General features: G+C 26.5%; 25 protein-coding genes. 12 read left to right on the top strand and 13 right to left on the bottom strand.

What is annotated here, in order from left to right:
- Positions 1–2: 2 nt before the first annotated feature.
- Positions 3–575, bottom strand: a complete 573-nt coding sequence (locus ACBT_RS05460; RefSeq protein WP_024775287.1) for a hypothetical protein — start codon at positions 573–575, stop codon at positions 3–5.
- A gap of 30 nt (positions 576–605) precedes the next feature.
- Positions 606–1,316: a YebC/PmpR family DNA-binding transcriptional regulator gene (locus ACBT_RS05455; RefSeq protein ID WP_024775286.1), complete on the bottom strand. Its 711-nt coding sequence runs from the start codon at positions 1,314–1,316 to the stop codon at positions 606–608.
- A gap of 146 nt (positions 1,317–1,462) precedes the next feature.
- Here ACBT_RS05455 and ACBT_RS05450 point away from each other — a divergent pair, with 146 nt between their 5' ends.
- From ACBT_RS05450 to ACBT_RS05430, 5 genes are all read left to right on the top strand, one after another.
- Positions 1,463–2,209 (top strand): MlaA family lipoprotein, encoded by a 747-nt coding sequence (locus ACBT_RS05450; RefSeq protein WP_024775285.1) that lies wholly within the window; start codon positions 1,463–1,465, stop codon positions 2,207–2,209.
- A gap of 4 nt (positions 2,210–2,213) precedes the next feature.
- Entirely contained in the window at positions 2,214–2,795 is a 582-nt protein-coding gene (locus tag ACBT_RS05445) for a Tgt2/MlaC family protein (protein WP_024775284.1), read from the top strand.
- A 3-nt stretch (positions 2,796–2,798) separates the two neighbouring features.
- Positions 2,799–5,285 carry an efflux RND transporter permease subunit gene (locus ACBT_RS05440; protein WP_024775283.1) on the top strand — a complete coding sequence of 829 codons (2,487 nt, stop codon included), beginning with the start codon at positions 2,799–2,801 and terminating at the stop codon, positions 5,283–5,285.
- The gene (locus ACBT_RS05435) at positions 5,282–5,845 is read left to right on the top strand and encodes an LOG family protein (RefSeq protein ID WP_024775282.1); all 564 of its coding nucleotides are present in this window, start codon (positions 5,282–5,284) and stop codon (positions 5,843–5,845) included. Before ACBT_RS05440 ends, ACBT_RS05435 begins: the two co-directional genes overlap by 4 nt.
- A gap of 172 nt (positions 5,846–6,017) precedes the next feature.
- A complete protein-coding gene (locus ACBT_RS05430; RefSeq protein ID WP_024775281.1) occupies positions 6,018–6,656 on the top strand; it encodes an HAD family hydrolase in 639 nt (212 codons plus the stop codon).
- A gap of 23 nt (positions 6,657–6,679) precedes the next feature.
- Here the strand turns inward: ACBT_RS05430 and ACBT_RS05425 are convergent, their stop codons facing one another.
- The 4 genes from ACBT_RS05425 to ACBT_RS05410 are packed head-to-tail and all read right to left on the bottom strand — an operon-like array spanning position 6,680 to position 8,631.
- On the bottom strand, positions 6,680–7,249 hold the full coding sequence (locus tag ACBT_RS05425) for a TlpA family protein disulfide reductase (RefSeq protein ID WP_024775280.1): 570 nt from the start codon (positions 7,247–7,249) through the stop codon (positions 6,680–6,682).
- Complete coding sequence (locus tag ACBT_RS05420) at positions 7,246–7,545, bottom strand: hypothetical protein (protein WP_024775279.1); 300 nt, start codon at positions 7,543–7,545, stop codon at positions 7,246–7,248. The genes ACBT_RS05425 and ACBT_RS05420 overlap by 4 nt, the downstream gene beginning before the upstream one ends.
- Positions 7,545–8,180: a DsbA family protein gene (locus tag ACBT_RS05415; protein ID WP_024775278.1), complete on the bottom strand. Its 636-nt coding sequence runs from the start codon at positions 8,178–8,180 to the stop codon at positions 7,545–7,547. Before ACBT_RS05415 ends, ACBT_RS05420 begins: the two co-directional genes overlap by 1 nt.
- 52 nt (positions 8,181–8,232) lie before the next feature.
- Entirely contained in the window at positions 8,233–8,631 is a 399-nt protein-coding gene (locus tag ACBT_RS05410; RefSeq protein ID WP_228130306.1) for a disulfide oxidoreductase, read from the bottom strand.
- Positions 8,632–8,719: 88 nt separating this feature from the next.
- On the opposite strand from ACBT_RS05410, the gene ACBT_RS05405 reads away from it, so the two are divergent.
- Positions 8,720–11,245, top strand: a complete 2,526-nt coding sequence (locus ACBT_RS05405; RefSeq protein ID WP_024775276.1) for a glycosyltransferase family 2 protein — start codon at positions 8,720–8,722, stop codon at positions 11,243–11,245.
- Positions 11,246–11,257: 12 nt separating this feature from the next.
- Here ACBT_RS05405 and ACBT_RS05400 read toward each other — a convergent pair whose 3' ends face one another.
- Entirely contained in the window at positions 11,258–12,883 is a 1,626-nt protein-coding gene (locus ACBT_RS05400; RefSeq protein ID WP_024775275.1) for a cation:proton antiporter domain-containing protein, read from the bottom strand.
- A 113-nt stretch (positions 12,884–12,996) separates the two neighbouring features.
- Here ACBT_RS05400 and ACBT_RS05395 point away from each other — a divergent pair, with 113 nt between their 5' ends.
- The 5 genes from ACBT_RS05395 to ACBT_RS05375 all read left to right on the top strand — a co-directional run bounded on the left by ACBT_RS05395 (position 12,997) and on the right by ACBT_RS05375 (position 17,835).
- Positions 12,997–13,311, top strand: coding sequence for a DUF6172 family protein (locus ACBT_RS05395; protein WP_024775274.1), 315 nt, complete (start codon positions 12,997–12,999; stop codon positions 13,309–13,311).
- A 79-nt stretch (positions 13,312–13,390) separates the two neighbouring features.
- Positions 13,391–14,653, top strand: coding sequence for a serine hydroxymethyltransferase (locus ACBT_RS05390; RefSeq protein ID WP_176325387.1), 1,263 nt, complete (start codon positions 13,391–13,393; stop codon positions 14,651–14,653).
- 16 nt (positions 14,654–14,669) lie between these two features.
- A complete protein-coding gene (locus tag ACBT_RS05385; RefSeq protein ID WP_024775239.1) occupies positions 14,670–15,509 on the top strand; it encodes a bifunctional helix-turn-helix domain-containing protein/methylated-DNA--[protein]-cysteine S-methyltransferase in 840 nt (279 codons plus the stop codon).
- Entirely contained in the window at positions 15,493–16,173 is a 681-nt protein-coding gene (locus ACBT_RS05380; RefSeq protein ID WP_024775238.1) for an endonuclease III domain-containing protein, read from the top strand. Before ACBT_RS05385 ends, ACBT_RS05380 begins: the two co-directional genes overlap by 17 nt.
- A gap of 57 nt (positions 16,174–16,230) precedes the next feature.
- On the top strand, positions 16,231–17,835 hold the full coding sequence (locus ACBT_RS05375; protein WP_024775237.1) for a YcaO-like family protein: 1,605 nt from the start codon (positions 16,231–16,233) through the stop codon (positions 17,833–17,835).
- A 21-nt stretch (positions 17,836–17,856) separates the two neighbouring features.
- On the opposite strand, the gene ACBT_RS05370 is transcribed toward ACBT_RS05375, so the two are convergent.
- Positions 17,857–19,611, bottom strand: a complete 1,755-nt coding sequence (locus tag ACBT_RS05370; protein WP_024775236.1) for an ABC-F family ATP-binding cassette domain-containing protein — start codon at positions 19,609–19,611, stop codon at positions 17,857–17,859.
- A 115-nt stretch (positions 19,612–19,726) separates the two neighbouring features.
- Between ACBT_RS05370 and ACBT_RS05365 the strand changes: the two genes are divergently transcribed.
- Positions 19,727–20,272, top strand: a complete 546-nt coding sequence (locus tag ACBT_RS05365) for a hypothetical protein (RefSeq protein WP_024775235.1) — start codon at positions 19,727–19,729, stop codon at positions 20,270–20,272.
- Positions 20,273–20,293: 21 nt separating this feature from the next.
- Here ACBT_RS05365 and ACBT_RS05360 read toward each other — a convergent pair whose 3' ends face one another.
- The 5 genes from ACBT_RS05360 to ACBT_RS05340 are packed head-to-tail and all read right to left on the bottom strand — an operon-like array spanning position 20,294 to position 23,699.
- Positions 20,294–20,986, bottom strand: a complete 693-nt coding sequence (locus tag ACBT_RS05360; RefSeq protein ID WP_051429952.1) for a tetrahydrodipicolinate N-succinyltransferase N-terminal domain-containing protein — start codon at positions 20,984–20,986, stop codon at positions 20,294–20,296.
- Between the two features lie 36 nt (positions 20,987–21,022).
- Positions 21,023–22,870, bottom strand: coding sequence for a primosomal protein N' (locus ACBT_RS05355; RefSeq protein ID WP_024775234.1), 1,848 nt, complete (start codon positions 22,868–22,870; stop codon positions 21,023–21,025).
- Positions 22,867–23,295, bottom strand: coding sequence for a pilus assembly FimT family protein (locus ACBT_RS05350; RefSeq protein ID WP_228130305.1), 429 nt, complete (start codon positions 23,293–23,295; stop codon positions 22,867–22,869). The genes ACBT_RS05355 and ACBT_RS05350 overlap by 4 nt, the downstream gene beginning before the upstream one ends.
- A gap of 1 nt (position 23,296) precedes the next feature.
- Positions 23,297–23,506, bottom strand: coding sequence for a hypothetical protein (locus tag ACBT_RS05345; protein WP_084031349.1), 210 nt, complete (start codon positions 23,504–23,506; stop codon positions 23,297–23,299).
- Positions 23,499–23,699 carry a hypothetical protein gene (locus ACBT_RS05340; RefSeq protein WP_024775231.1) on the bottom strand — a complete coding sequence of 67 codons (201 nt, stop codon included), beginning with the start codon at positions 23,697–23,699 and terminating at the stop codon, positions 23,499–23,501. Before ACBT_RS05340 ends, ACBT_RS05345 begins: the two co-directional genes overlap by 8 nt.
- Positions 23,700–23,703 lie beyond the last annotated feature (4 nt).

Genomic DNA, 23,703 nt, shown 5'->3' with positions numbered 1-23,703 from the left:
AACTACTCTTGTGGTTGTTCGATTAGATTTAACTGGTTTTGAATATTATTCCCTTTAATTTTCAGAGCTGCTTCCATCATAATTTCTGCTGCATCATCTCTTGAAAGTTTTACATTGTTCATTTGAGCTAATTTATCTTCAATAAACTCAAAAACCTCTAATTTTAAGAAATTTAGCTCTTCACTTAAAGATTTTTTACTATCGTTTTGATCTTTTGTTAATTGCTCAATTTTTACACCAATTTCATCATTTAGTAAATCAATACTATGCTGAAATCTCTTTTCTTGTTTTAAATTATTATCTTTTATATCAGCAAATTCATCTTGCTGAACAGTAGTTAGATTCTTAATTCTTTTAGATATAAGTTCAACTTCATTTTCAAGTTTTTGATTAAACTCTTTTTGACTAAACTCAATTTTTGACTTTAAATCATCAAAAGATCTTTTAATATCAATTTCAAGTTTTTCAAATCTTTTATTTAGTTCTCTTGATTGAGAACCAAATAAAATTTCCCTGATTTGATCAACATTACCTAATTCACTTGTTTCACTTGATAATTTCTTATTCTCTTGCATATGCCCTCCTAAAATATTACTAAATACTAACTAAGCTATATTTGTATAAACTGCTTGAACATCATCATCATCTTCAAGTTTTTCTATTAACTTTCCTATTTCTTCTTGTTGAGCTTCTGTAAATTCTTGAGGATTATTTGGAATTCTTTTTAACTCAGCTTTTGTAAGTTGAATTCCTAATTCTTCAAATTTATTGTTCATATTACCAAAATCTGTATAGTTTGCATAAGCTAAAATAACACCATCTTCTTCTTCAAGTTCTTCTAAACCAGCATCTATTAATTCCATTTCTAAATCTTCAAGTTCATAATTACTTGGTTTATTGAATTCAAAAATAGCTTTTCTATCAAAAAAGAATTCTAAAGAACCTGTAGGTACAACTTGTCCACCTGTTTTATTAAAATACATTTTAATATTTGCAACTGTTCTTGTATTGTTATCAGTAGCTGTTTCTACGAAAACCAAAACACCATGAGGACCTTTTCCTTCAAAATTCACTTCAGCAAAGTTTGCTGCATCTTTACCTGTTGCTCTTTTTATTGCAGCATCAATATTTGCTTTTGGCATATTTTCAGCTTTTGCATTTAAAATAGCTGTTCTTAAAGCTGAATTCATTTCAGGATCAGGAACACCAGTTTTTGCTGCTACCTCAATAGCTCTTGCCAATTTTGGAAATACTCTTGACATATTTCCCCATCTTTTCATTTTTGCTGCTTTTCTATATTCAAAAGCTCTACCCATAAAATAACTCCAAAATGTAATTTTAAAATAGCAATATTGTAGCAATTTTTTAATAATTTTTTGGTAAATCTATTTATAAATTTCTTATTAAAGTTAATCTGCAAGAATTTTTCAATATAATGTTTGCTTTATTTTAAAGGATCTTTATGAAAAAAGTACTTTTTACCATATTCTTTATAACTTCAATATCTCTTTCAAGCTTTGCTGCTGAAAGCGATTTTCCTGATGATATAGATAGTGAATTTAAATCAACTCAAAGTGTAGTTTTTGATCCACTAAGTGGTTATAATAGAGTAATGACATCTTTTAATGATAGCTTTTATACAAATGTTGCTTCTCCAGTTGCAAGAGGTTATGCATATGTAGTACCAGAAGTTGCAAGAACAGGAATAAATAATTTTTTCACAAATTTAATGTTTCCTATTAGATTTGCAAATAATATTCTGCAATTTAAATTTGAAAATGCTAGTAAAGAATTAGGAAGATTTGTAGTTAATACTATATGGGGGCTTGGTGGTTTTATGGATCAAGCAACAAATACTTTAGGTATGAAAATTTATAGAGAAGATTTTGGACAAACTTTAGGTCACTGGGGAATTGGAGATGGAGTTCATGTTGTTTTACCATTACTTGGACCTTCAAATTTAAGAGATATTGTAGGATTAAGTGCAGATATTGCGTTGTCACCAACAAGTCAATTAGCACACAATACAATACCATATAAAATTCCACAAAATGATTTACAAGAATTGGGGATTGATATTTTATATAAAACAAATGAGTACTCTTTCCATCCAGATTTTTATGAAAAAATTAAAGCCGATGCGATTGATTTATATCCGTATTTACGAAATATGTATAATCAAAAAAGAGAAAAAGAAATACAGGAGTAGATAAATGTTTAAAAGCAATTTATTAAAAATTACAATTATTCTAACTATTTTATTAACAAATAGTTATGCACTTAAAAAAGAAGAAATTCAAAGTGAAATGGCTGAGAGAATTGATAATGTATTAGTAGTATTAAAAAATAAAAGTTTATCAAAAGAAGAGAAAAAGAATCAAGTTATAAGTATTGTAAACGATACTTTTGATTTTGAACTTATGGCAAAAATTGCTTTAGGAAAGCACTCTTGGGAGACTCTTAGTGAAGAAAAACAAAAAGAGTTCACAGCAACTTTTGAAGATAAATTAAAAAAATCTTATAGTGATAAATTAGAATTATACAACGATCAAAAAGTTAAAATACTATCACTTGATCCTTATAATAATACTAGACTTCAGTTAAAAACTGAACTTTTAGGAAAAGAAGGAACATATAGTATAAACTACAATTTTTATGAAAAAAATGGAGAATGGTATATCTACGATGTTGATTTAATTGGTGTTAGTATTATTCAAACATACAGACAACAATTTTCTGGCCTTTTAAAAGAGAAATCTTTTGATGATATGTTTGCACAATTTAAAAATCAATAATTTATGTATAAAAAAATTTACGATACTTTAATTTTTAAATATCCTGTTTTATTTTTAATAATAGCCTCTCTTTTTGTAGGCTATTTATCTTACAATGCTAAAAATATGCAAATTGATGCAAGTGCAGAGACTTTGCTCTTAGAAGATGATGAAGATCTTAAGTTTTTTAGAGAAAGTTTTAAAAAATATCAAAACTCAAATTTCTTGGTAGTTACCTTTAGTCCAAATAAAGCACTTTTAGAAAAAGAAACTTTAGAAAAAATAAAAAATATTTCAAATGATTTTCTAAAAGTAGAAAATATTGCAAAAGTTGATTCAATTTTAACAGTTCCCCTACTTCAGTCACCAATAAGACCAATATCTGACTTAGTTGCTGGTGTTGATAGCTTAAGTTCAAAAGAATTTGACAAAGATTTAGTAAAAAATGAATTTTTAAACTCTCCTTTGTATAAAAATGCTTTAGTAAGTTCGGATTTTAAAACAACAGCTATTATACTTCATTTAAAAGATGATGAAAAATATTTTAAGTTTATTGAAAAAAGAGAGAGACTATTAGAAAAACAAAAAACTCAAGCTCTAAGTAAAGAAGAGATAGAAGAATTAGAAAAAAATAATTTAGAGTTTAAAGAATATAGAGAAGTTAGTAGAGAAAATGAAAGTAAAAATATTGAAAATATTAGAAATGTCATAAAAAATTATGAAGGTGATGCTAAAATATTTTTAGGTGGGGTTAATATGATAGCAAATGATGCTATTCATTTTGTAAAAAATGACCTTATAGTTTATGGTTTTAGTTTGATTTTTATATTTATTTTTGTTTTATATTATATTTTCAAAAGCTTTAGATGGGTTTTTATAGTTTTATTTATTTGTTTTATTTCAATTTTATCAACTGCTGGAATTTTAGGTATATTTAATTGGGAAGTTACAGTAATCTCATCAAACTTTGTTGCACTTCAGCTAATAATTACTATGTCAGTGGTTGTTCACTTAGTTGAAAGATATAAAGAATTATATTTTAAATATAAAAAAGCAAGCCAGTATAAACTTACAATAAATACAGTTTTATCAAAATTAATACCTTCTTTTTTTGCAATAATAACAACTGTTGTAGGTTTTTCTTCTTTAGTTTTATCAAATATTGAACCTGTAATAAATTTAGGATTAATGATGAGTGTTGGAATACTTATATCTTTAGTTTTATCTTTTATATATTTTCCAATATTTTTATTATTAATTGGCAAAAAAGAAGAAATAGAAAAGAAAGATAAATTAATTTCATTCATTCCAAAATTACCAAATATAGTTTTAAATCACGGTGGCAAAATAATTATTCTTGCTATATTAACTACAATTTTTTCTGTTATTGGAAGCTCTAAAATATTTGTTGAAAATTCATTTATCAACTATTTTAAATCTAATACAGAGATTTACAAAGGTATGAAAGTAATTGATGAAAATCTAGGTGGAACAACCCCTCTTGATATAATAATCAAGTTTAAAGATAATAAATCTGAAGAAAAAAGTAACACAAATACAAAATCTAATTTTGATGAATTTGAAGATGAATTTGCTTTAAAAAATGATGATAAACAATATTGGTTTTCTCAAGATAAAATGGAATTAATAACAAAAATCCATGATTATCTTGATAATATTCCTGAAATAGGAAATGTTCAATCTTTAGCAACTTTATTAAAAATTGGAAAAACTTTAAATAACAATCAAGATTTAGATGGAATTACACTTGCACTAATTTATACTCAACTACCAGAAGAGTATAAAAAATTAATCTTAAGTCCTTATGTAAATCTTGAAGCAAATGAAGCAAGAATCAATATTAGAATTATAGATTCAAATGATAATTTGCGAAGAAATGAACTAATAAGAAAAATAAATAATGATTTAGAAAAAATTATTACAAATAAAGAAACGACATATAGGCTTACAAATCTTATGATTTTATATAATAATATGCTTCAATCTTTATTTGATTCTCAAATAGCAACAGCTGGTGCTTCTTTAATTGTTCTAGCTATAATGTTTTTAATTTTATTTAGAAATATAAAAATGGTAATTATAGCTTTAATTACCAATCTAATACCTATATCTTTAGTTTTTGGTATTATGGGATGGCTAGAGATACCTCTTGATATTATGACTATTACCATTGCTGCTATTGCTCTAGGAATAGCTGTTGATGATACCATTCATTTTATGCATAGATTTGATTTTGAATTTAAACAAAGTCATGGTAGCTATTCAATTTCAATAAATAAAGCATTAAATACAGTAGGTCATCCTATGTATCATACAACTATAATCATTGTAATTGGTTTTTCTATTTTAATGCTATCAAATCTAGTTCCTACAATATATTTTGGACTTTTAACAGCTGTGGTAATGATAAGCGTATTAATAGCTAATTTATTACTTTTACCAAGATTACTTATTATTTTTAAACCATTTAAAAAGGAGAAAAATATATGAATGTAGCAATATATTGTGGCTCAGCATTCGGAAATGGTGATATTTATCAAGAAATGACTATAAAACTTGCACATAAACTTGCATCTGAAAATATCAATATTGTTTATGGTGGCTCAAAACAAGGTCTTATGGGAATAATCTCAAATGAATCATTGAAACTAAATAACAAAGTTATAGGTGTTATAACTTATGATTTAGCAGGAAAAGAGCTAGAAAATACAAATATTACAACAATTTATAAAGTTCATACGATAAGTGAAAGAAAAACAAAAATGGAAGAATTAAGTGATGCTTTTATTGCTCTTCCTGGAGGTTATGGTACTTTTGATGAAATTTTTGACGTAATATCTTCTGCACAAATTGGTTATCATCAAAAACCATCTATTTTTTTCAATATTAATGGATACTACGACAAATTAATAGACTTTTTATATTCTTGTGTTGAAAATGGATTTATTGCAAAAAGATTTGTTGATATGCTTATTGTAAGTGATGATATAGATGAAATAATAGAAAAAATAAAAAAATACGAAGCTCCAAAAGCAAAATGGGAAAAATAAGATAAAAATTATCTGGTTTACTATTGATTAATACTTTATTTAAATAATATTAATCATGTAAGTCTATAATTACTTTGTAAGTTGATAATTTTTTAACTTAAACTCCTCCTATATACTTTAAGGGAAGCTTTAAAAGCTTCCCTTTTTTTTATCTTATTTTTAAGGGTAATACATGAAAAATTTAAAAAACTACATTCTTTTTGATAATGATGGAATATTAGTAGAAACTGAAAAATGGTACTTTGAAGCAAATAAAAAATCCCTGGCTTTGCTGGGTTTAAATCTAGATATGGATTTTTATCAAAATATTATGATCAAGGGTGGAAGCGCTTTTGAATTAGCTCAACTTCACAATATAAAAAATAATATTATAGAAAAACATAGAAGAATAAGAGATAACTATTATCAAGAATTTTTACAAACAAAAGATATAACTATACCAAATGTTAAAAAAGTACTAAAAGAGTTATCAAAAAAATATAAAATGGCAATAGTAACTACTTCAAGAAGAGTTGATTTTGAATTAATTCATAATAACAGAGGTTTAATTGATTTTATGGATTTTGTACTTTGTGTTGAAGATTATACAAAAGCTAAACCACATCCAGAACCATATTTAAAAGGGTTAGAAAAATTTGGAGCAAAAGATTACGAAGCTATAGTTATTGAAGATTCTCAAAGAGGTTTAGAAAGTGCAAAAAATGCTAATATTGATTGTATAGTTATAAAAAATGAGTTCACGTCAAAACAAGATTTTAAAAAGGCTGATTATTTCATAAATAGTTTTGAAGAGCTAAAAACTCTTCTTTAATTTAACTGCAAATATTGAGAATCTTAATTCTCAATCGCAATTTTAAGATATTTTTCTAACTCTTCTTTAGGAACTTTACCTACAAACTTATGTACAAATTTTCCAGTTTTAGAAAATAAAAACATTTCAGGAACTTTTTTTACACTTAATTCATCCGCTAACTTTTGATTATCACTACCCATTGTTATTGGATAATTTATTTGATGTTGTTTTATAAACTCTTTAATCTCTTCCGAAGTTTTTGGATCTTGAAAAAGAACAGAAACAATTTCAAGATTATCTTTGTTTATCTCTTTTATCTCTTTTAACATTGGTAAAGATTCAATACAAGGCGGACACCATGTAGCAAATATATCTATAATAACAGCTTTTTTATTTTTAAATTCATCAAAATCTAAGCCCTCTTCTGTACTTGTAAAGCTTATAATTTTTTCATCTGTTGTTATTAAACTATAATTTTGAGATTGAAACTTTGGTTTTTCTTCATTTATTTTTGTTTTTGAAACAGCATTTGACGTTATTGGTGACTTAGAATCACAAGCTGTAAATCCAAATGCTATAAAAGCCAAAGATATAAATAAAATTTTCTTCATACACACTCCATTTTTGATAAATTTTGTAAAATTTGTTTTGATTCATCTTTGTCAAAAAATATATTCATAGATAATTCATGATTTACTTTTTTCAAAAATTGAACCTTTTTTTCAATTTCTAAAGCTTTATTTCCAGAACAAGAAGCCAAAATTTGTTTTAGTTCTTCCTCATAAGCTTTTATAATTTCATCTTTTTTCATAGCTTTTGGTTTTTCTACGAAATTATTTTTATTTTTAAAATATAAATACAAAAAAGTAAAAAAACCAGCAACAATTAAAGCTAAAAAATATTCCATTATTTGTAAATACCTTTTTCTACTAAATCAAAAAGATCTTTTTGACTCAAGTTTTCAAGTTCAATACCATTTACAAATATTGTAGGTGTTCCTCTTACATTTAAAGATGTTGCATCTAACCTATCTTGTTTGATTATTTCTGCTATTTTTGGATTTTTAATATCAACTTTTAATTTTTCAATATCAAGCCCCGATACTTCTTTTAAAAATTCCCATAAAAGTTCTGGTTTTTCATTATTATGCTTTGCCCAAATAGGTAATTTTTCAAAAATAACATCTAAAACTTCATCATAAAGATTTTGCTCTCTTGAAGCTTCTAATATTTCAATAGCCATTTTTGAGTTTTTATGGTTCGCTAAATATTTTGTAACTATTAAAATATCATCACTATACTCTTTATACAGTTTTTTCATAATAGGATGAAATAGTGCACAAGATTCACACTCTGGATCCATAAACTCAACAACTACTATATTCTTTTTATTATCACCCTTTTTATATGAATACTCTTTTAATAAAGTATCACCAATATTTCCCACATTGCTTGTAGTACTTCCCTTATAAAAATATACTGCACCGGCAAATATAATCAAAACAACAAAAATAGAGATAAAAACTAAATTTTTATTCTGCATTTCTTTCCTTATAGATTTTTTGGTACTTTATCTAAAAAAGAATAACAAATAATTAAAGACAATTTTTCTTCTTATGCAAAAATAAAACTATAAAAATAATAAAAAATGCAGTAAATGACATTAAAGGAATAGTTATAAATCCAAACCAATTTAAATAATCAATACTACATGGAACACCATTTACACAAGGTGACAATTTTTCAGGAATTATTTTTAAAATTAATAAATTATGATAAATTGAAATAATTAAACCAATAAATACTAATGGAAAACTGTACTTAAACACGCTTTTATCAGGGTATAAAAGGTTTGTTAGAAATATAAATACAAGAGGATACATAAAAATTCTCTGGTACCAACATAAGCTACAAGGAACAAAATTCATTATTTCTGAAAAGAACAAGCTACCTAATGTAGCAATCAAAGAAACTAAAAAAGCAACAAATATCAAAATAATTATCCTTACACGATTTTATAATAAGTTTCATTGTAACAAAAAAATGTTAATATTCGCAATATTTTTATAAAAGGAAAACGAGTTGAGATATATTATCTTAGGTCTTATTATGGCTGGACTTTTTCAAGTCTTTTTTTGGATTACACAAGACAATCTTGTAACAATAAAAGACAGCTCTATGGACAAAATAGAGTCTCTTTCTTACTCTCCATATGAGGGGTATGAAAAAAAACTTTTGTCGAAACAACAAATTTCTGACGATGTAAATTTATTACAAAACTTTACAACAAAAATTAGAACATATGCGGCAAAAGAAGCTTATGAAATCTTAGAAGGTTCAAAAGATAGCACTATGCCAATCGATTTAGGACTTTGGATTAGTGGTGATCATCAAGAAAACTATCTTGAAATACAAAGAGCTTTACAAATTTTGGAAAAATATCCAAACAGAGTAGAAAATGTAATTGTTGGAAATGAGGTTTTGCTAAGAGCTGATATAACAGAAGAAGAACTTTTTGCTTATGTTGATTTCATGAAATCTCTTACAAATAAACCAATAACAGTTGCCGAAACTTGGGATGTTTGGGAAAGAGTTCCAGATCTAGCAAAACATGTAGATTTTTTAACAATACACATTTTACCTTATTGGGAAAAAATTCCAATCGATAGATACAATGAGTTCCTACTTGAAAAATATTCAATAGTTGAAAAAATTCATCCAAATAGAAAGATAGTAATTGGGGAAACTGGTTGGCCAAGTCATGGTTATAACAATAATAAGGCTATTCCAAATATAAAGAATCAAGCTCAAGCTATCAGAAGCTTTGTTAGTTTAGCACAAGAAAAAGGATGGCATTATAACATCATTGAAGCATTTGATCAACCCTGGAAAGGTTATGATGAGGGTAATGTTGGACAATATTGGGGAATATTTGATGTTGATAGAAAACTAAAATTCCAACTAGCCGGAGCAATTGAATTAAATCAATATTGGTTATATCAGATGATTGCAGCCATTTTAATTGGTGCTTTACTAACAATCTTTGGACTTAGAAATCAAAAAGTTAATATTAGCCATGCATTTGCTTACGCAATAGCTGCTCAAGGAATGGCATTTGGTATCGTAATGGCTGCAATTTACCCATTTATAAACTATATGAATTTTGGTATGTGGGTAATGTGGGGAATGGGAAGTTTTTTAATGATCCCACTTGTAATTATAACTTTAGCAAAAGCAAATGAGCTATTTAGATCAACTATTGGAGTAACTCCAACAAGATTGGTTCCACTTGATTTAAAATCTCAAAATGCACCACTTGTTTCAATTCATGTTCCTGCATATAAAGAGCAACCACATGTTTTAGCTGAAACATTGGAAAGTTTATCAAAACTTAGATATCCAAATTTTGAAGTTTTAGTTATCATAAATAATACTCCTGAAGACTTTTATAAAACTCCAATTAAAGAGCTTTGTGAAAAATTAGGAGATAAATTTAAATATCTTGATATTAAGTGTACAGGATTTAAAGCTGGTGCTTTAAATGCAGCACTTGAATATACAGATAAGAATGCAGAAATTATTGCTGTTATTGATGCAGATTATAAAGTAGAATCTCCTTGGCTTATAGACCTAGTACCTTTATTTGACGATCCAAAAGTTGCTATTGTTCAAGCACCTCAAGATCATAGAGATGGCGATGAATCAATTATTAAAAAAGCTATGAATGCAGAGTATGCTGGTTTCTTTGATATTGGTATGGTTGATAGAAATGAAGAAAATGCAATAGTTGTTCATGGAACAATGGTAATGGTAAGACTTAGTGCTATGATGGAAGTTGGTGGTTGGGGAACTGACACAATTGTTGAAGATAGTGAATTAGGTCTTAGATTATTTGAAGCTGGATATATAGCTCATTATACAAATAGAAGATATGGATTTGGACTTTTACCTGATACAGTTGAAGCATTTAAAACTCAAAGACATAGATGGGCTTATGGAGCTATTCAAATTCTTAAAAAACACTGGAGAGAGTTCAAACCAAGTTCAAATAGACTTAGTCCTAGACAAAAAAATAAATTTGTTACAGGTTGGTTCTTCTGGTTAAGTGATGCTATGGGTCCAATTATGGCGGTTATGAATATTATTTGGGTTCCAGTTATTATATTTGTCGGAGTTACAATTCCTACAATTCCACTTACAATTCCAATTATTACAGCGTTTTTAGTAAATATTTTACATACGTTTATTTTATATAGAACAAAAGTGAAAGCTACATTTAAAGAAATTTTCTTAAGCTCAATTGCTTCTATGAGTTTACAGTTAATTATTTTTAAAGCTGTATTTGATGGATTTATCAAAGATGGTTTACCATTTAAAAGAACAGAAAAAGGTGGAAAAGCTAAGAAAAGTGCAAACCCTATTAAATATGAAACAATTTTATGTATTTTACTTTTAACTGCTTTTTTTGCTCTGATATTTACAAATCATACAGGAATTACTGAAATTTATGTATTTGCAGCAACTATATTTATTCAAACTATTCCATATATTAGTGCAATTATTATGAGAATATTGGAGTTATACTCTATTAAAAATCAGAAATCTTAAAAGATTTCTGATTTAATCATATTTGTGTAAACTTAAATCACAAGAATGTGTCGCTTCTTCTACTAATAATCTTCCAACTTCAGCGTGAGCATGTACAAATTTCTTTATATTTAAATCCATTAAAAGATGTTTTTCTTCCATTGATTCATATTTTAAAATAATATTTGCCTCTGGATAATATTTAAGAATAGCATCACAAATTAAAATTTTGTCATGAGTTTCAGTTATTGTCACAATTATACTTGAAGATTTTTCAGTTCTTAAAGCTTCTAAAACAGATTTTTTTTGTAAATGTCCAAAATATGCTTTATATCCCATTTTTGTTGCAAATTGAACCTGTCTTAAATCATTTGTAACAATAATAAAAGGTACATTTCTATCTGCTAAATCTCTTGCAACAACTCTTCCTAAAATAGAAAAACCACAAATAATTATATGATTTTGCTCATCAAGAGGTTGAATATTATCTGACTCATATAAATCTTTAGAAAGTAAACTAGAAATTTTATAAATATTATTTAGGAAAAATGGTGTTAATATCATAGACATTACTGAAATAAGAGTTAAAAAATTTGCTGTTTGAACAGGGATAACATGTTGGCTTGAAGCTAGAGTAAATATAGCAAAAGAGAATTCTCCAACTTGACAAAGTGCAATTGCACTCTTAATAGATGTATTATTATCTGATTTTCTTCTTATTATTAAATATACAACTAAACCTTTTATTATCATTATAAGTAAGAATAGTCCAACAATGATATGCGTATTTTCTAGAAAATAAATAATATCAATTTTTGTCCCTACAGTAAAAAAGAAAGTTCCTAAAAGTAAATCTTTAAAATTTGAAATGTCTGATTCAACTTTTATTCTAAATTTTGTATCTGCGATTATCATTCCCGCTAAAAAAGCACCCAAAGAATATGTAAATCCTAAATATTCTGCCAAAAGAGCGGCTCCTATAACTATAGAGAATACTGCACTAATAAAAAGCTCTTCTAACCTTGTTTTTGATGAAAATTGTAATAACCAATCTATTATTCTTTTTCCAAAGATAAACATAAATAAAGTAATTACAACTGCGGAAATAAATGTATTTAAAATAACTTCGGTTATAGACAATTTTTCATTTGTTAAAAATGAAATTAATAATAAAATTGGAATAACTGCTAAATCTTGATAAATTAATATAGCCGTTGTTTTCTCTCCATAAGGCGTATGAATATCTTTTGAAGATTTCAAATATGGTAAAACAATAGCTGTAGAAGATAATGAAAATGCAAATGATATAATCAAAGATACTTCAATACTTAAATGAAAAATAAAATATGTAGCTAGAAATATTAATCCAGCACTTATATGTACTTGCAAAAAACCATTTAAGAGTAAAATCTCTTTCATTTTTCTAATTTTATCAAAGCTTATTTCTAGACCTATTGTAAACATTAAAAAAACAATTCCAAATTCTGCAATTGCATCTAAAGAGCTTATATTTGCACCCTTTAAATGAAAACCATAAGATATTATAACCCCTGTTAAAATATATCCTATAATTTGAGAAATTCCAAACCTTTTAAATATTATATTTAAAATTGTTGCTGTAAATAGAGCTAAAAAGAGTGTTAATAAGAAATGTTCCATCGTGCTTCTTTGTGTGAAAATACGCGATTATAACAAAAATTTTCTTGAATTTTTTAAATCAAATAATTTTTTATTTATCTTTGCTATAATCTATTTTTCAAAAGGATAAATAAATGAGAAAAGTATTTCAAATAGATGTTTCAAATAAAACTAGAGATAGACAAATCGATAGTATAAAAAATGAAATTAGAAAATATATAAAAAGAGAAAAAAGTAAAAAATTACCAGAAGAGTTCAATTCATGGTTTTTTGATTGTAAATTTGGACAAACTCTAGAACTTGCAAAAGAGATAAGTTTTGCTGATATTATTAAAAGTGTTGATTTAGCAAATGGTGAAAATTATCCTAGTTTTTATCTAGAAATAATTTCTCGTCCAGTATTTAAGGAAAAGAAACTATCAGTAGATGAAGAAATTTTAGAAGATTAAAATTTAGCAATTTTTGGATTGTTTAAAAGTATAATTTTTAGTTAAGATTTAATAAATAATTTTAGTAAAGGAACAAGAGATGAGATATATAACAGAAGAAAATTTAAAAGTAGCAGACTCAGAGGTATTTGAAATAATTGAGGCTGAATTAAAAAGACAAACAAACCATTTAGAAATGATTGCTAGTGAAAACTTTACTTCACCTGCAGTTATGCAAGCTATGGGTTCAGTATTTACAAACAAATATGCTGAAGGTTATCCATATAAAAGATATTATGGTGGTTGTGAGCAAGCTGACAAAGTAGAACAACTTGCAATTGACAGAGCTTGTAAAATATTTGGTTGTAAATTTGCAAATGTTCAACCTCACAGTGGATCTCAAGCAAATGGTGCAGTTTATGCAGCATTATTAAAAGCTGGTGATAAAATCTTAGGTATGGATTTATCTCATGGTGGACATTTAACTCACGGAAGTAAACCTAGCTTCTCTGGTCAAAACTACTCTGCTTTCTATTATGGTGTTGAACTTGATGGAAGAATTAATTATGATAAAGTAGCTGAAATTGCTAAAATTGTTCAACCAAAAATTATTGTTTGTGGTGCAAGTGCATATGCTAGAGAGATTGATTTTAAAAGATTTAGAGAAATAGCTGATAGTGTAAATGCTATTTTATTTGCTGATATTGCTCACATTGCTGGTCTTGTTGCTGCTGGTGAACATCAATCTCCATTCCCTCATGCTCATGTTGTAACAACAACTACTCATAAGACTTTAAGAGGTCCAAGAGGTGGTATGGTTATGACTGATGATGAAGAGATTGCTAAAAAAATTAATAGTGCAATTTTCCCAGGATTACAAGGTGGACCTTTAGTTCATGTAATTGCTGCAAAAGCTGTTGCATTTAAAGAAATTCTTGATCCAAAATGGAAAGATTATGCAAAACAAGTAAAAGCTAATGCAAAAGTATTAGGAGAAGTGCTTGTAAAAAGAGGATATGATATTGTAAGTGGTGGAACAGATAATCACTTAGTACTAGTATCATTCTTAAATAAACCATTTAGTGGTAAAGATGCAGATGCAGCTTTAGGAGATGCAGGAATTACTGTAAATAAAAATACAGTTCCAGGTGAAACAAGAAGCCCATTTGTTACAAGTGGTATTAGAATAGGAAGCCCTGCACTAACTGCAAGAGGAATGAAAGAAAAAGAATTTGAATTTATTGCAAATAAAATTTGTGATGTACTAGACAATATTGAAGATAAAGAGTTACATAAAAAAATCAACAAAGAACTTGAAGAATTAGCAAGCAACTTTGTTATTTACAACAGCTCTACGTATTAATAAAGGTTTTTAAAGATTGCTAACACATAAAGATAGCTCTACTTATAAACAAATAGAAAAAGCTATAAAATACATAGATGAGAATTTCAAATCTCATCCAAGTATTGATGAAGTAGCAAAAAATATTGGTATGAGTAAGTACCATTTTATAAGAGTATTTAAAGAATATGTAGGTGTTACACCTAAACAGTTCTTACATAGTGTTACACTAAATTATGCAAAAGAGCATATCAAAGAGTCCAAATCCATTCTTGATAGTAGTTTGGATATTGGACTTTCTAGTTCAAGTCGTCTTCATGAACTTTTTGTAAACCTTATAGGAGTAACTCCAAAAGAGTGGAAAGAAAAAGGTAAAGATGTAGAGATAACTTATGGATTTGGACAAACACCTTTTGGTGAAGCTTTGATTGGTTTTACAGATAAAGGAATTTGTTATTTAGGTTTTTGTGATAACAATAAAAAAGATATTTTTCAAAGATTTAATCAACTTTGGGAAAATGCTAATTTAATTTTTAATGAAAAATTAGCAAATGAATATTTGGAAAATATCTTTATAAAAAATAAAAAATATCCTCTTTTTGTAAAAGGTACAAATTTACAGATAAATGTTTGGAAAGCACTAATTAATATTCCAAATGGAGAAATTGCAACATATAGTGATATAGCAAATGTCCTAGATAAGCCAAAATCAGCAAGAGCAGTTGCAAATGCAATTGGTAAAAACCATATAGGTTATTTAATTCCTTGTCATAGAGTAATAGCAAAAAGTGGAGCTATGAGTGGTTATAGATGGGGCATAGAGAGAAAAAAGAACCTATTAGAATATGAAATAAATAAAGATGAACAAGATATTTAAAATTTATAATAAACTTTATAACACTTATGGCCCTCAAGGTTGGTGGCCATTTATGGATTTAAAGGAGTACTATCATAAACTTGATTACTCATATCCAAAAAATGAAAATCAAATCTTTGAAGTATGCTTAGCTTCGATTTTAACTCAAAATAGAAGTTTTAAGCAAGTTGTTCAAAGTCTTGAAAATCTAAGAAATGCTGATGTTTTAGATTATAAGAAAATAAAAAATCTTCCAATAAAAAAGTTAAAAGAATTAATAAAGCCTTCAGGATATAGCAATCAAAAATCTCAATATATTCTAAATTTTATAAATTTTTTTGAGAATCTGAATGGAAAAATTCCAACTAGAGATGAACTTTTAAAAATAAAAGGAGTTGGAGAAGAAACCGCTGATAGTATGCTGTTGTATGGTTTTAAACAACCTCATTTTAAAGTAGATGCATATACAAAAAGATTGTTACTTCATAATAATCTTATAAATGAAAAAACAAAATATATAGAGATTAAGAATCTTTTTGAAAAAGAATTAAAAAAAGAGATAAAAGATGAACATGAGCTAGTGATTGTCTATCAAGAATTTCATGCTTTAATAGTTTGTCATTCAAAACTATACTATTCAAAACAACCTTATGGAAATGGTTGTTTTATAAATCAAATTTTATAAAATCTAACTCTAATAACTTTTAGCTATACTTCACAAAAATTTTAAGAAAGAAATAATATGAACTTACTCTCAAAAGATGCTCCTCTAGAGACATCTATAACAAAAATGAAAAAAATAATAGATGATTTTGGATATAAAATCAAACTATCAAAAGAAAAAAATCCTGTAAAAAATAGCTTCTCAATAAATTTAAGTTTCGAAGGTGCAAATAATTTTATTTTTTCAAATGGAAAAGGAAGCCTTTTAAACTCTTGTTTAGCAAGTGCATATGGTGAATTTATAGAAAGATTACAAACAAATTTATATTTTAATGATTTTTACTTAGAAAATAGAAAATTTTTCAAAGATCAAAAAGAGTTTGATAAAAATGAAGATTTCCTAGATTCTGAACTTAAAAAATATTACACTATGGAAGGACTTGAGAAAAATGATTTTTTAGATTTTAATTCAAGTAATTTTGAAAATATTGTAACTCTTCCTTTTATAAATCAATCTTCAGAAAAAACAGTATATTTTCCTACAAGTATATTATCAAACTTGTATGCAAGCAATGGATTATCAACAGGAAATACAAAAGATGAAGCAAAAGTTCAAGCTTTATGCGAAGTTTTTGAAAGATATGTAAAACTTAAAGTTATAAAAGAAGGGCTATCTCTTCCAGAATTTCCAAAAGAAGTTTTAAGCTTTTTCCCAAAAATAAATGAAGATATAAAAGCACTAGAAAATCATGGTTATATAGTTAAAGTTTATGATGCTTCACTTGGTGGACTATATCCTGTTACTGCAATAGCATTTATAAATCCAAAAAACAACACTCTATTTTTATCTTTTGGAAGTCATCCTATATTAGAAGCTAGTATTGAAAGAACATTGACTGAATTATTGCAAGGAAGAGAAATAGATGAATTAGATAGCTTTGAAAGACCTAGTTTTGACCTTGAAGAGATAGGTTCAAATTCAAATTTAGAGTCACATTTTGTGGATTCGAATGCTAAAGTAGGACTTCAATTTTTAAATAAGAATAAATCTTTTGATTATACTTCTTGGAAATTTAACATAGAAAATAGCACTGAACAATTTATATTTTTAAAAGATATTTTAGACAAAGAAAATAAAACAATCTATTTAAGAGAGTATGATTATTTAGGGTTTTACTCTTGTCATATGATAGTTCCTAATTTTTCTGAAATTTATCCACTTGAAGATATGATTTATAACAATAAAAACCAAGGGAAATTAATACGAGATTTTATTTTAAATAAAGATAAGTATGATTTAGAAGAATTACTTGATGAATTAAATGGATTTGATGATTCTGTAAATATAGGTCCATTTATTGGTGTTATTTTCAAAAAAGATTTCTCTTTATTTGAGTTTAAAGCTGATATTTTAATTAAACTAGAAGAGTATGAAGAAGCGATTTTCTATCTTGAACAATCAAACAAACCTTTTAATTATATATTAGCTCAAGTACTAAGAGCTTATCAAGAAGATTTAGATTTAGAAGATCATATTGAAGGGCTTTGTGATGTTTTTGGTGAAGAAAATATACAAAGAGCTTTAAATATTATAGAAGGAAAAGAATCTTTAATAAACTTAGAATTTGCAGATGCATATAAAAATATTCTAAAACTATTTGATTCTAAAAAAGAGAAAAGATAAAATATCTTTTCTCAAAACTTACTAGCTAAGTTCTGCCATTTTTTCATCAAACTCTTTATTTATAGTCTCAATCTTTTGCATAATTTCTAAGATACTATTTTCAACTTTAGTTTTATCAGCCCCAAACAATGTAGAAACTTTATTTTCAAGTTCTTCAAGTTCAACTTTCAAAGGTTTCAAATCTTGACTTTTTTTAGCAACTAACTGTGCTCTTAATTGCTTACTCTCTTTTTTATTTAACTTTGGCTTATCTTTTTTATCTTCTTTTTTACTAGTTTTTTTATCATCAATATCATCACCCCAACCTATTTTCTCTAAAAACTCGTCATAAGTTCCATTGAAATAATCAGCTCCATCATTTGTAAATACAATTAATCTATCACAAACAGCTCGTAATAACTCCTCACTGTGAGTTACAATGATACTTGATCCTTCAAAAGCTTTTATAGCATTTGTAAGTGCCTCAATTGATTCAATATCAAGGTGATTCGTAGGCTCATCTAGAAAAAGTAAATTTACATCTTTTGCTATAATTTTTCCAAGCATTACTCTAGATTTTTCCCCTCCAGATAATAAAGAGATTTTTTTCTTTGCATTATCTCCACTAAACATCATAATTCCACAAATATTTCTAATAACTGGTTCTGGAATTTTATTGTTTACACTTTGTATCTCTTCAATAATTGTATTGTTTAGATTCAAATGATTTATATTTGTTTGTCCAAAATGTCCAAAAACTGTACTTGGATGATAATCTACAGTTCCACTAAGAGCTTTTAGTTCTCCAGCAATAACATTTAAAAGTGTTGATTTCCCTTTTCCATTTTTTCCAATAATTCCTAAAGTTTCACCTTTACTTAATGCAAAAGTTATATCTTTAAATAAAATATTGTCTTTTGAATATCCAAAACTTAAATCTTTTACTTCAACTAGGAATTTCGCACTTGTATCTTTATAGTTAAAATCAAAATTTAAGTCTTTATCGTACTCTAAATCTTCCATAACTTCCATTTTTTCTAAAATTTTAACTTTTGATTGAGCTAATGTTGCTGTTGCAGCTCGTGCTTTATTTTTTGCAATAAACTCTTCAAGATCTTTTATTTTCTTTTCTTGTGCAATTTTTTGTTTTTCATAATGCTCTTCATTTGCACTTAATTGCTCAAAGAATTTGTCTGTACTTCCTTGAATAATAAAAGCATTTCTTCTAATAATTCCCATAGTATGAGTACAAACACTATTCATAAAATCTCTATCGTGTGTTATAAGGATAACTTCTCCATCAAAACTTTTCAGAAATTCTCTTAACCAACGAATAGAAAGAATATCTAAGTAGTTTGTAGGCTCATCTAGAAGTAGCATATTTGGTTCTGTTAAAAGCAATTTTGCTAAATTAATTCTAATTTGATATCCGCCTGAAAATGATTTTGGCTCTTTTTGCAAATCATCTTCACTAAAACCTAAACCAAACAGAATTTTCTCTGCTTTATAAATATTGTATTTATCATCTTCACTTAAAGCCAATGCTGTTTCATCAATTAGTGTTTTTTCAGTGAAATCAAAATACTGTTTTAAAGCTCCAATTTTATAGTTCTTTGGAGTTGCAATTTCTCCACTATCTGGTTGTTCTTCACCAAGAATAAGTTTAAAAAGAGTCGATTTTCCAGTACCATTTCGACCAACAAGACCAACCTTATCACCTTTATTTAATCGTAAATTCAAATCTTGATATAAATCTTGTGTTGGGTAAGATTTTCTTATGTTTATTAGCTCTACCATTTTTTCTCTTTAATTATTTAAAATTTTTTGGGCAAGATTATAAGATATTTTGTGTTATAGCTTGGTTATGCTAGAATTCATAAATAAATTTTCTGAAAGAAACAATAAAATATAAATGAAAAATTACATTTTAAACCGATATGACAAAGATGATTCTGGAAATCTAATTATAAAGATTCACACACCTAAAATAGAAGATTTATATGAAGATTATGATAAGAAATCATCATTTATAAAAAAAGATTTAAAATATAAACTAGAAGAATATTTATTTGAATGTGTTGATGAAATAGGAAATATTCCTTTTATTTTACAATTTCATTTTGAAGAAAAAATCAACTTAGATTCATCAAATAGACTTCAAACAAGTATAAATGAATATTTTTCATATCTTCAATTTTTAGAAAAGAAAAGTATGAAAGAGAGCTTGAAGAATTCTGTTATATTTTTTATTGTTGGTTTTTTACTAGTTTTTATCTCATTTTCACTATCAGAAAATGAAAATTTATTTTATAAAATAATCTCCGAAGGATTTATGATTGGCGGTTGGGTAGCACTTTGGGAAGCTTTAGCAATAGTTTTAATAAATTGGTTACCACTAAATAAAAATCTAAAAATTTACAAAAAAATAGCAAATGCTAAAATTGAGATATTTTATTAAATAGCAAGAATTGCTATTTAACTATTTTAATAAACTACCTTTACAAGCTATTTCATCATCAGAAAGAATTATATGCTTTAAAAGTCTTGAGTACTTTCCAACATAATCAATTTTCGGAAATTTATCAGCAACTTTTAAAATAATCTCATTTTGTCTTAACCACTCTAATTCAACAGGAACACCATCAATCCATGCACAATTTGTAAGTAGCTCTTCAACACCTTCTAAATTTAGGTTCTCTACTTTTTTAGTGTGTTTTGCAATAAGTTTTAAATAAGTAGTTTCAACACTTTGTGGTTTATCATCTTCAAAAATAAATACGACTCTAAAATCATCCGCACTAAGACCACTATCTATTGGTAAAGATGCTAAAGTAGAGATAACTTGAAGATTTTTATGTTTCTCTTTTTCTTCATAAAATGGTTTATAAGCCTCTATACAAAAAGTTAAAAAATTATCAGTTAAAGGAAAAACTGCTTCACTTCTATTTATATCAATTTCATATCCACTTTGTTTAATAGCAGCTAAAAACACAGTCCCACTTCCACTATTTTCATTCCAATTTATAGTAGGATAAGTAGCTTCAAGAATAAGATTTTTATCCAAAACTCCTCGACTCAATCGTGCAATACCAAAAGCCAAAGGTTTTTTATACCAACTTTGTTTTTCTATACTTGAAACAAGCTCTTTAAACTCATCTTTTGTATTTACCATTTTGTCTCCTTAAATTTTTTTAATTTTACTAAATTATTAGTAAATTGTATCCATATCTATTGAAATATGTGATGATTTTATAGAATGAAGAGATCTTAATAACTCCTTTGAATTCTTTGAACGAATTAAAATTTCATATCTATATTTATTTGCTATTTTAAAAATTGCACACTCTCCAAATCCAACAACTTCTATTTCATTTATTGATTTTAGATATTTTACAATCTCTCCTAATTCTTCCTTTACTTTTAATCCATTTGTAGAAGAGAGTATAACTCGAGCAAGTTTCACAAAAGGTGGATACAAATCTTTTCTAAACTCCAATTCATCTTTTAAAAAATCTAAATAACTAGCCTCTTCTAAATAGTGTTTAAAAAACTCTTCATTTTTTGTCTCTATTACAACTTCTCCAAAGCCATTTCTTCCACTTCTACCTGCTATTTGAATAAGTAAAGACAATGCTTTTTCTCTAGCTTTATAGGAATTCATATTTAGCAAACAATCAATTCCTAAAATAACTGCTAGTTTTACATTGTGATAATCATGCCCTTTTGACAACATTTGGGTACCAACAAGAACATCAATTTTATTATCATTAAACTCATCAAGTATCGTTTTTAGAATTCTCTCATTTTTTATTGTATCTGTGTCAAATCTTTTTATTATATTTTTTGGAAATTCATTTTTTAAAAGTTCTTCTATCTCTGCCGTTCCAACTCTATGATTTTTAATAATTCCTGTTTTACAAGAAGGACAAAATTCTGGTATTTTTTGAGTAAATCCACAATAATGACATTTTAAAGCCAAATCATTTTTATGTAAACTCATAGACACACTACAAAATGGGCATTCAACACTTTTACCACAATCAAAACATATTTGGTGTTTAAAATTTGCTCTAGTTGGTAAAAAAACTATTGTTTGATGATTGCTTTTTATAGTATTTTCAATTTTTAGAAGTGTATTTTGTGAGATTTTCTGACTTGTGTTTTCAAAAATATAACTTTTTTTTGTTTCATAAAAAGTCCTATCTAATTCAAAATATGGAATTTTATGAAAACTATTTATTGAAGGTGTTGCACTTCCTAAAATAAGTTTTATATCAAATTTCTTAGCTATAAAAATAGCTAAATCTTTTGCATTATATCTTGGAGTACTATCACTTTTATAGGAATCATCATGTTCTTCATCTACTATTATCAAACCTAAATCTTTATATGGTAAAAAAAGTGCAGATCTTGCTCCTGCAATTAGTTTTATCTCACCATTTTGAAGATTTTCTAAAATTTCTCTTCTCTTTTTAACACTAACCTTTGAATGCCAAATTGCAATAGTTTTTCCAAAAACTTCTTCAAGTCTTTTTTGCATTTGAGGAGTAAGAGAGATTTCAGGCATTAGAAAAACTGCTTGTTTTCCATTAGTTATAACTTCTTTTATTGTTTTTATATATATTTCAGTCTTTCCAGCACCCGTCTTAGCAAAAAGTAAAGCTTGTTTTTTACTATCCAAGAAATCTTTTGCTTCTTGCTGAAAGCTAGATAAGTTTATCTCTTTTTTAAACTCAATTATTTTATTTTCATACTCAATATTTTTGTTAAAAAACTGAAAAATAGTTAAACTTTGTCCCATTGAACAAACATAATATTTACTAATAAAATCAGCAACTTCTAACATAAAAGAGCTACAACAAAAATCTGTTATTTTTAAAATATCACTACATTTAAACTCTGGTTTTTCAACTTTTTTTATAATAATGGCTTGATTTGAGTTTTTTCTATTTGCTAAAGTAACTTCAACCAAAGTTCCAATTTCTATTAAATTTTCACTTTGATAAGTAAGATTTTCTAAAGGTGATTTTAAAATTGCAACTTCATAAAAATTCATTCTATCTCTTTACATAAATTTTCATTACTAATACAGACAAAATTGCCATTTTCTAATACAAATTCAAATGTTTTACTTTGTGTAAAAAACAGATACTTTACATTTGATATTTTTGCCCAATTACCATAATTTTTATCATTTATAGTTGTAGATAAAATTGGAGTATCTAATACATTTTTAAACAATTCTTCGTTTTTTATGTTTATTCTTGCACTATCTAGTGAATCAATATTTACATTATTTTGAAGTAGAACTTCATTACTCTTTTTTCTAGTAATTACAGATTGTATCAAAGCATAATGTGATTTTAAAGTTAAAATATCTGAATTTTCATTTATATTATTAAATTTTGGAATAGCAAATGAGAAGATCAATCCCATTACAACTATTGCAATTATTATTTCTAGTAATGAAAAAGCTTTTATATTAAAATCCTGATAATTTTTCAGTTATTTTTTCAATATTCTTTTTAAACATTCTAAACTCTTGGCTTAAATTCAAATAAGCAATAAGAAGCTCTTTTGTATCATTATTTTTTGATAAACTAAGATATTTACAAAGCTCTTTTTCTAACTCTTCATCTACTGTTATAGTATATGCTAAATTATTTATGTGGAATGTTACATCTTTATTCACTATCTTTCCCTCCAATCAGAGCTAAAGTACTATTTATTGCTAAAATCATATCTTGATTATTTTTTATTAATTCATCATTTTCATTTTTTAATTCATTAACTTTTTTTAACAATGCAATATTTTCAAGCTTTACTTTTTCATATTCATACAACAATTTCTCGATTTTACTATCTAAATTATCTATTAGTTGCATTAGA

It is taken from the genome of Aliarcobacter cibarius, from assembly GCF_013372265.1.
Classification (GTDB): domain Bacteria; phylum Campylobacterota; class Campylobacteria; order Campylobacterales; family Arcobacteraceae; genus Aliarcobacter; species Aliarcobacter cibarius.
Note: the sequence above shows the minus strand (reverse complement) of the source record. Positions and strands in the feature narration are given on the sequence as shown.

Excerpts from the sequence above, each read along its gene's own strand:
- ACBT_RS05445 (WP_024775284.1), top strand. The coding sequence starts at position 2,214 with ATGTTTAAAAGCAATTTATTAAAAATTACAATTATTCTAACTATTTTA.
- ACBT_RS05425 (WP_024775280.1), bottom strand. The coding sequence starts at position 7,249 with ATGAAGAAAATTTTATTTATATCTTTGGCTTTTATAGCATTTGGATTT.
- ACBT_RS05365 (WP_024775235.1), top strand. The coding sequence starts at position 19,727 with ATGAAAAATTACATTTTAAACCGATATGACAAAGATGATTCTGGAAAT.
- ACBT_RS05415 (WP_024775278.1), bottom strand. The coding sequence starts at position 8,180 with ATGCAGAATAAAAATTTAGTTTTTATCTCTATTTTTGTTGTTTTGATT.
- ACBT_RS05460 (WP_024775287.1), bottom strand. The coding sequence starts at position 575 with ATGCAAGAGAATAAGAAATTATCAAGTGAAACAAGTGAATTAGGTAAT.
- ACBT_RS05435 (WP_024775282.1), top strand. The coding sequence starts at position 5,282 with ATGAATGTAGCAATATATTGTGGCTCAGCATTCGGAAATGGTGATATT.
- ACBT_RS05430 (WP_024775281.1), top strand. The coding sequence starts at position 6,018 with ATGAAAAATTTAAAAAACTACATTCTTTTTGATAATGATGGAATATTA.
- ACBT_RS05455 (WP_024775286.1), bottom strand. The coding sequence starts at position 1,316 with ATGGGTAGAGCTTTTGAATATAGAAAAGCAGCAAAAATGAAAAGATGG.
- ACBT_RS05360 (WP_051429952.1), bottom strand. The coding sequence starts at position 20,986 with ATGGTAAATACAAAAGATGAGTTTAAAGAGCTTGTTTCAAGTATAGAA.
- ACBT_RS05375 (WP_024775237.1), top strand. The coding sequence starts at position 16,231 with ATGAACTTACTCTCAAAAGATGCTCCTCTAGAGACATCTATAACAAAA.
- ACBT_RS05395 (WP_024775274.1), top strand. The coding sequence starts at position 12,997 with ATGAGAAAAGTATTTCAAATAGATGTTTCAAATAAAACTAGAGATAGA.
- ACBT_RS05340 (WP_024775231.1), bottom strand. The coding sequence starts at position 23,699 with ATGCAACTAATAGATAATTTAGATAGTAAAATCGAGAAATTGTTGTAT.
- ACBT_RS05440 (WP_024775283.1), top strand. The coding sequence starts at position 2,799 with ATGTATAAAAAAATTTACGATACTTTAATTTTTAAATATCCTGTTTTA.
- ACBT_RS05355 (WP_024775234.1), bottom strand. The coding sequence starts at position 22,870 with ATGAATTTTTATGAAGTTGCAATTTTAAAATCACCTTTAGAAAATCTT.
- ACBT_RS05450 (WP_024775285.1), top strand. The coding sequence starts at position 1,463 with ATGAAAAAAGTACTTTTTACCATATTCTTTATAACTTCAATATCTCTT.
- ACBT_RS05380 (WP_024775238.1), top strand. The coding sequence starts at position 15,493 with ATGAACAAGATATTTAAAATTTATAATAAACTTTATAACACTTATGGC.
- ACBT_RS05420 (WP_024775279.1), bottom strand. The coding sequence starts at position 7,545 with ATGGAATATTTTTTAGCTTTAATTGTTGCTGGTTTTTTTACTTTTTTG.
- ACBT_RS05400 (WP_024775275.1), bottom strand. The coding sequence starts at position 12,883 with ATGGAACATTTCTTATTAACACTCTTTTTAGCTCTATTTACAGCAACA.
- ACBT_RS05370 (WP_024775236.1), bottom strand. The coding sequence starts at position 19,611 with ATGGTAGAGCTAATAAACATAAGAAAATCTTACCCAACACAAGATTTA.
- ACBT_RS05390 (WP_176325387.1), top strand. The coding sequence starts at position 13,391 with ATGAGATATATAACAGAAGAAAATTTAAAAGTAGCAGACTCAGAGGTA.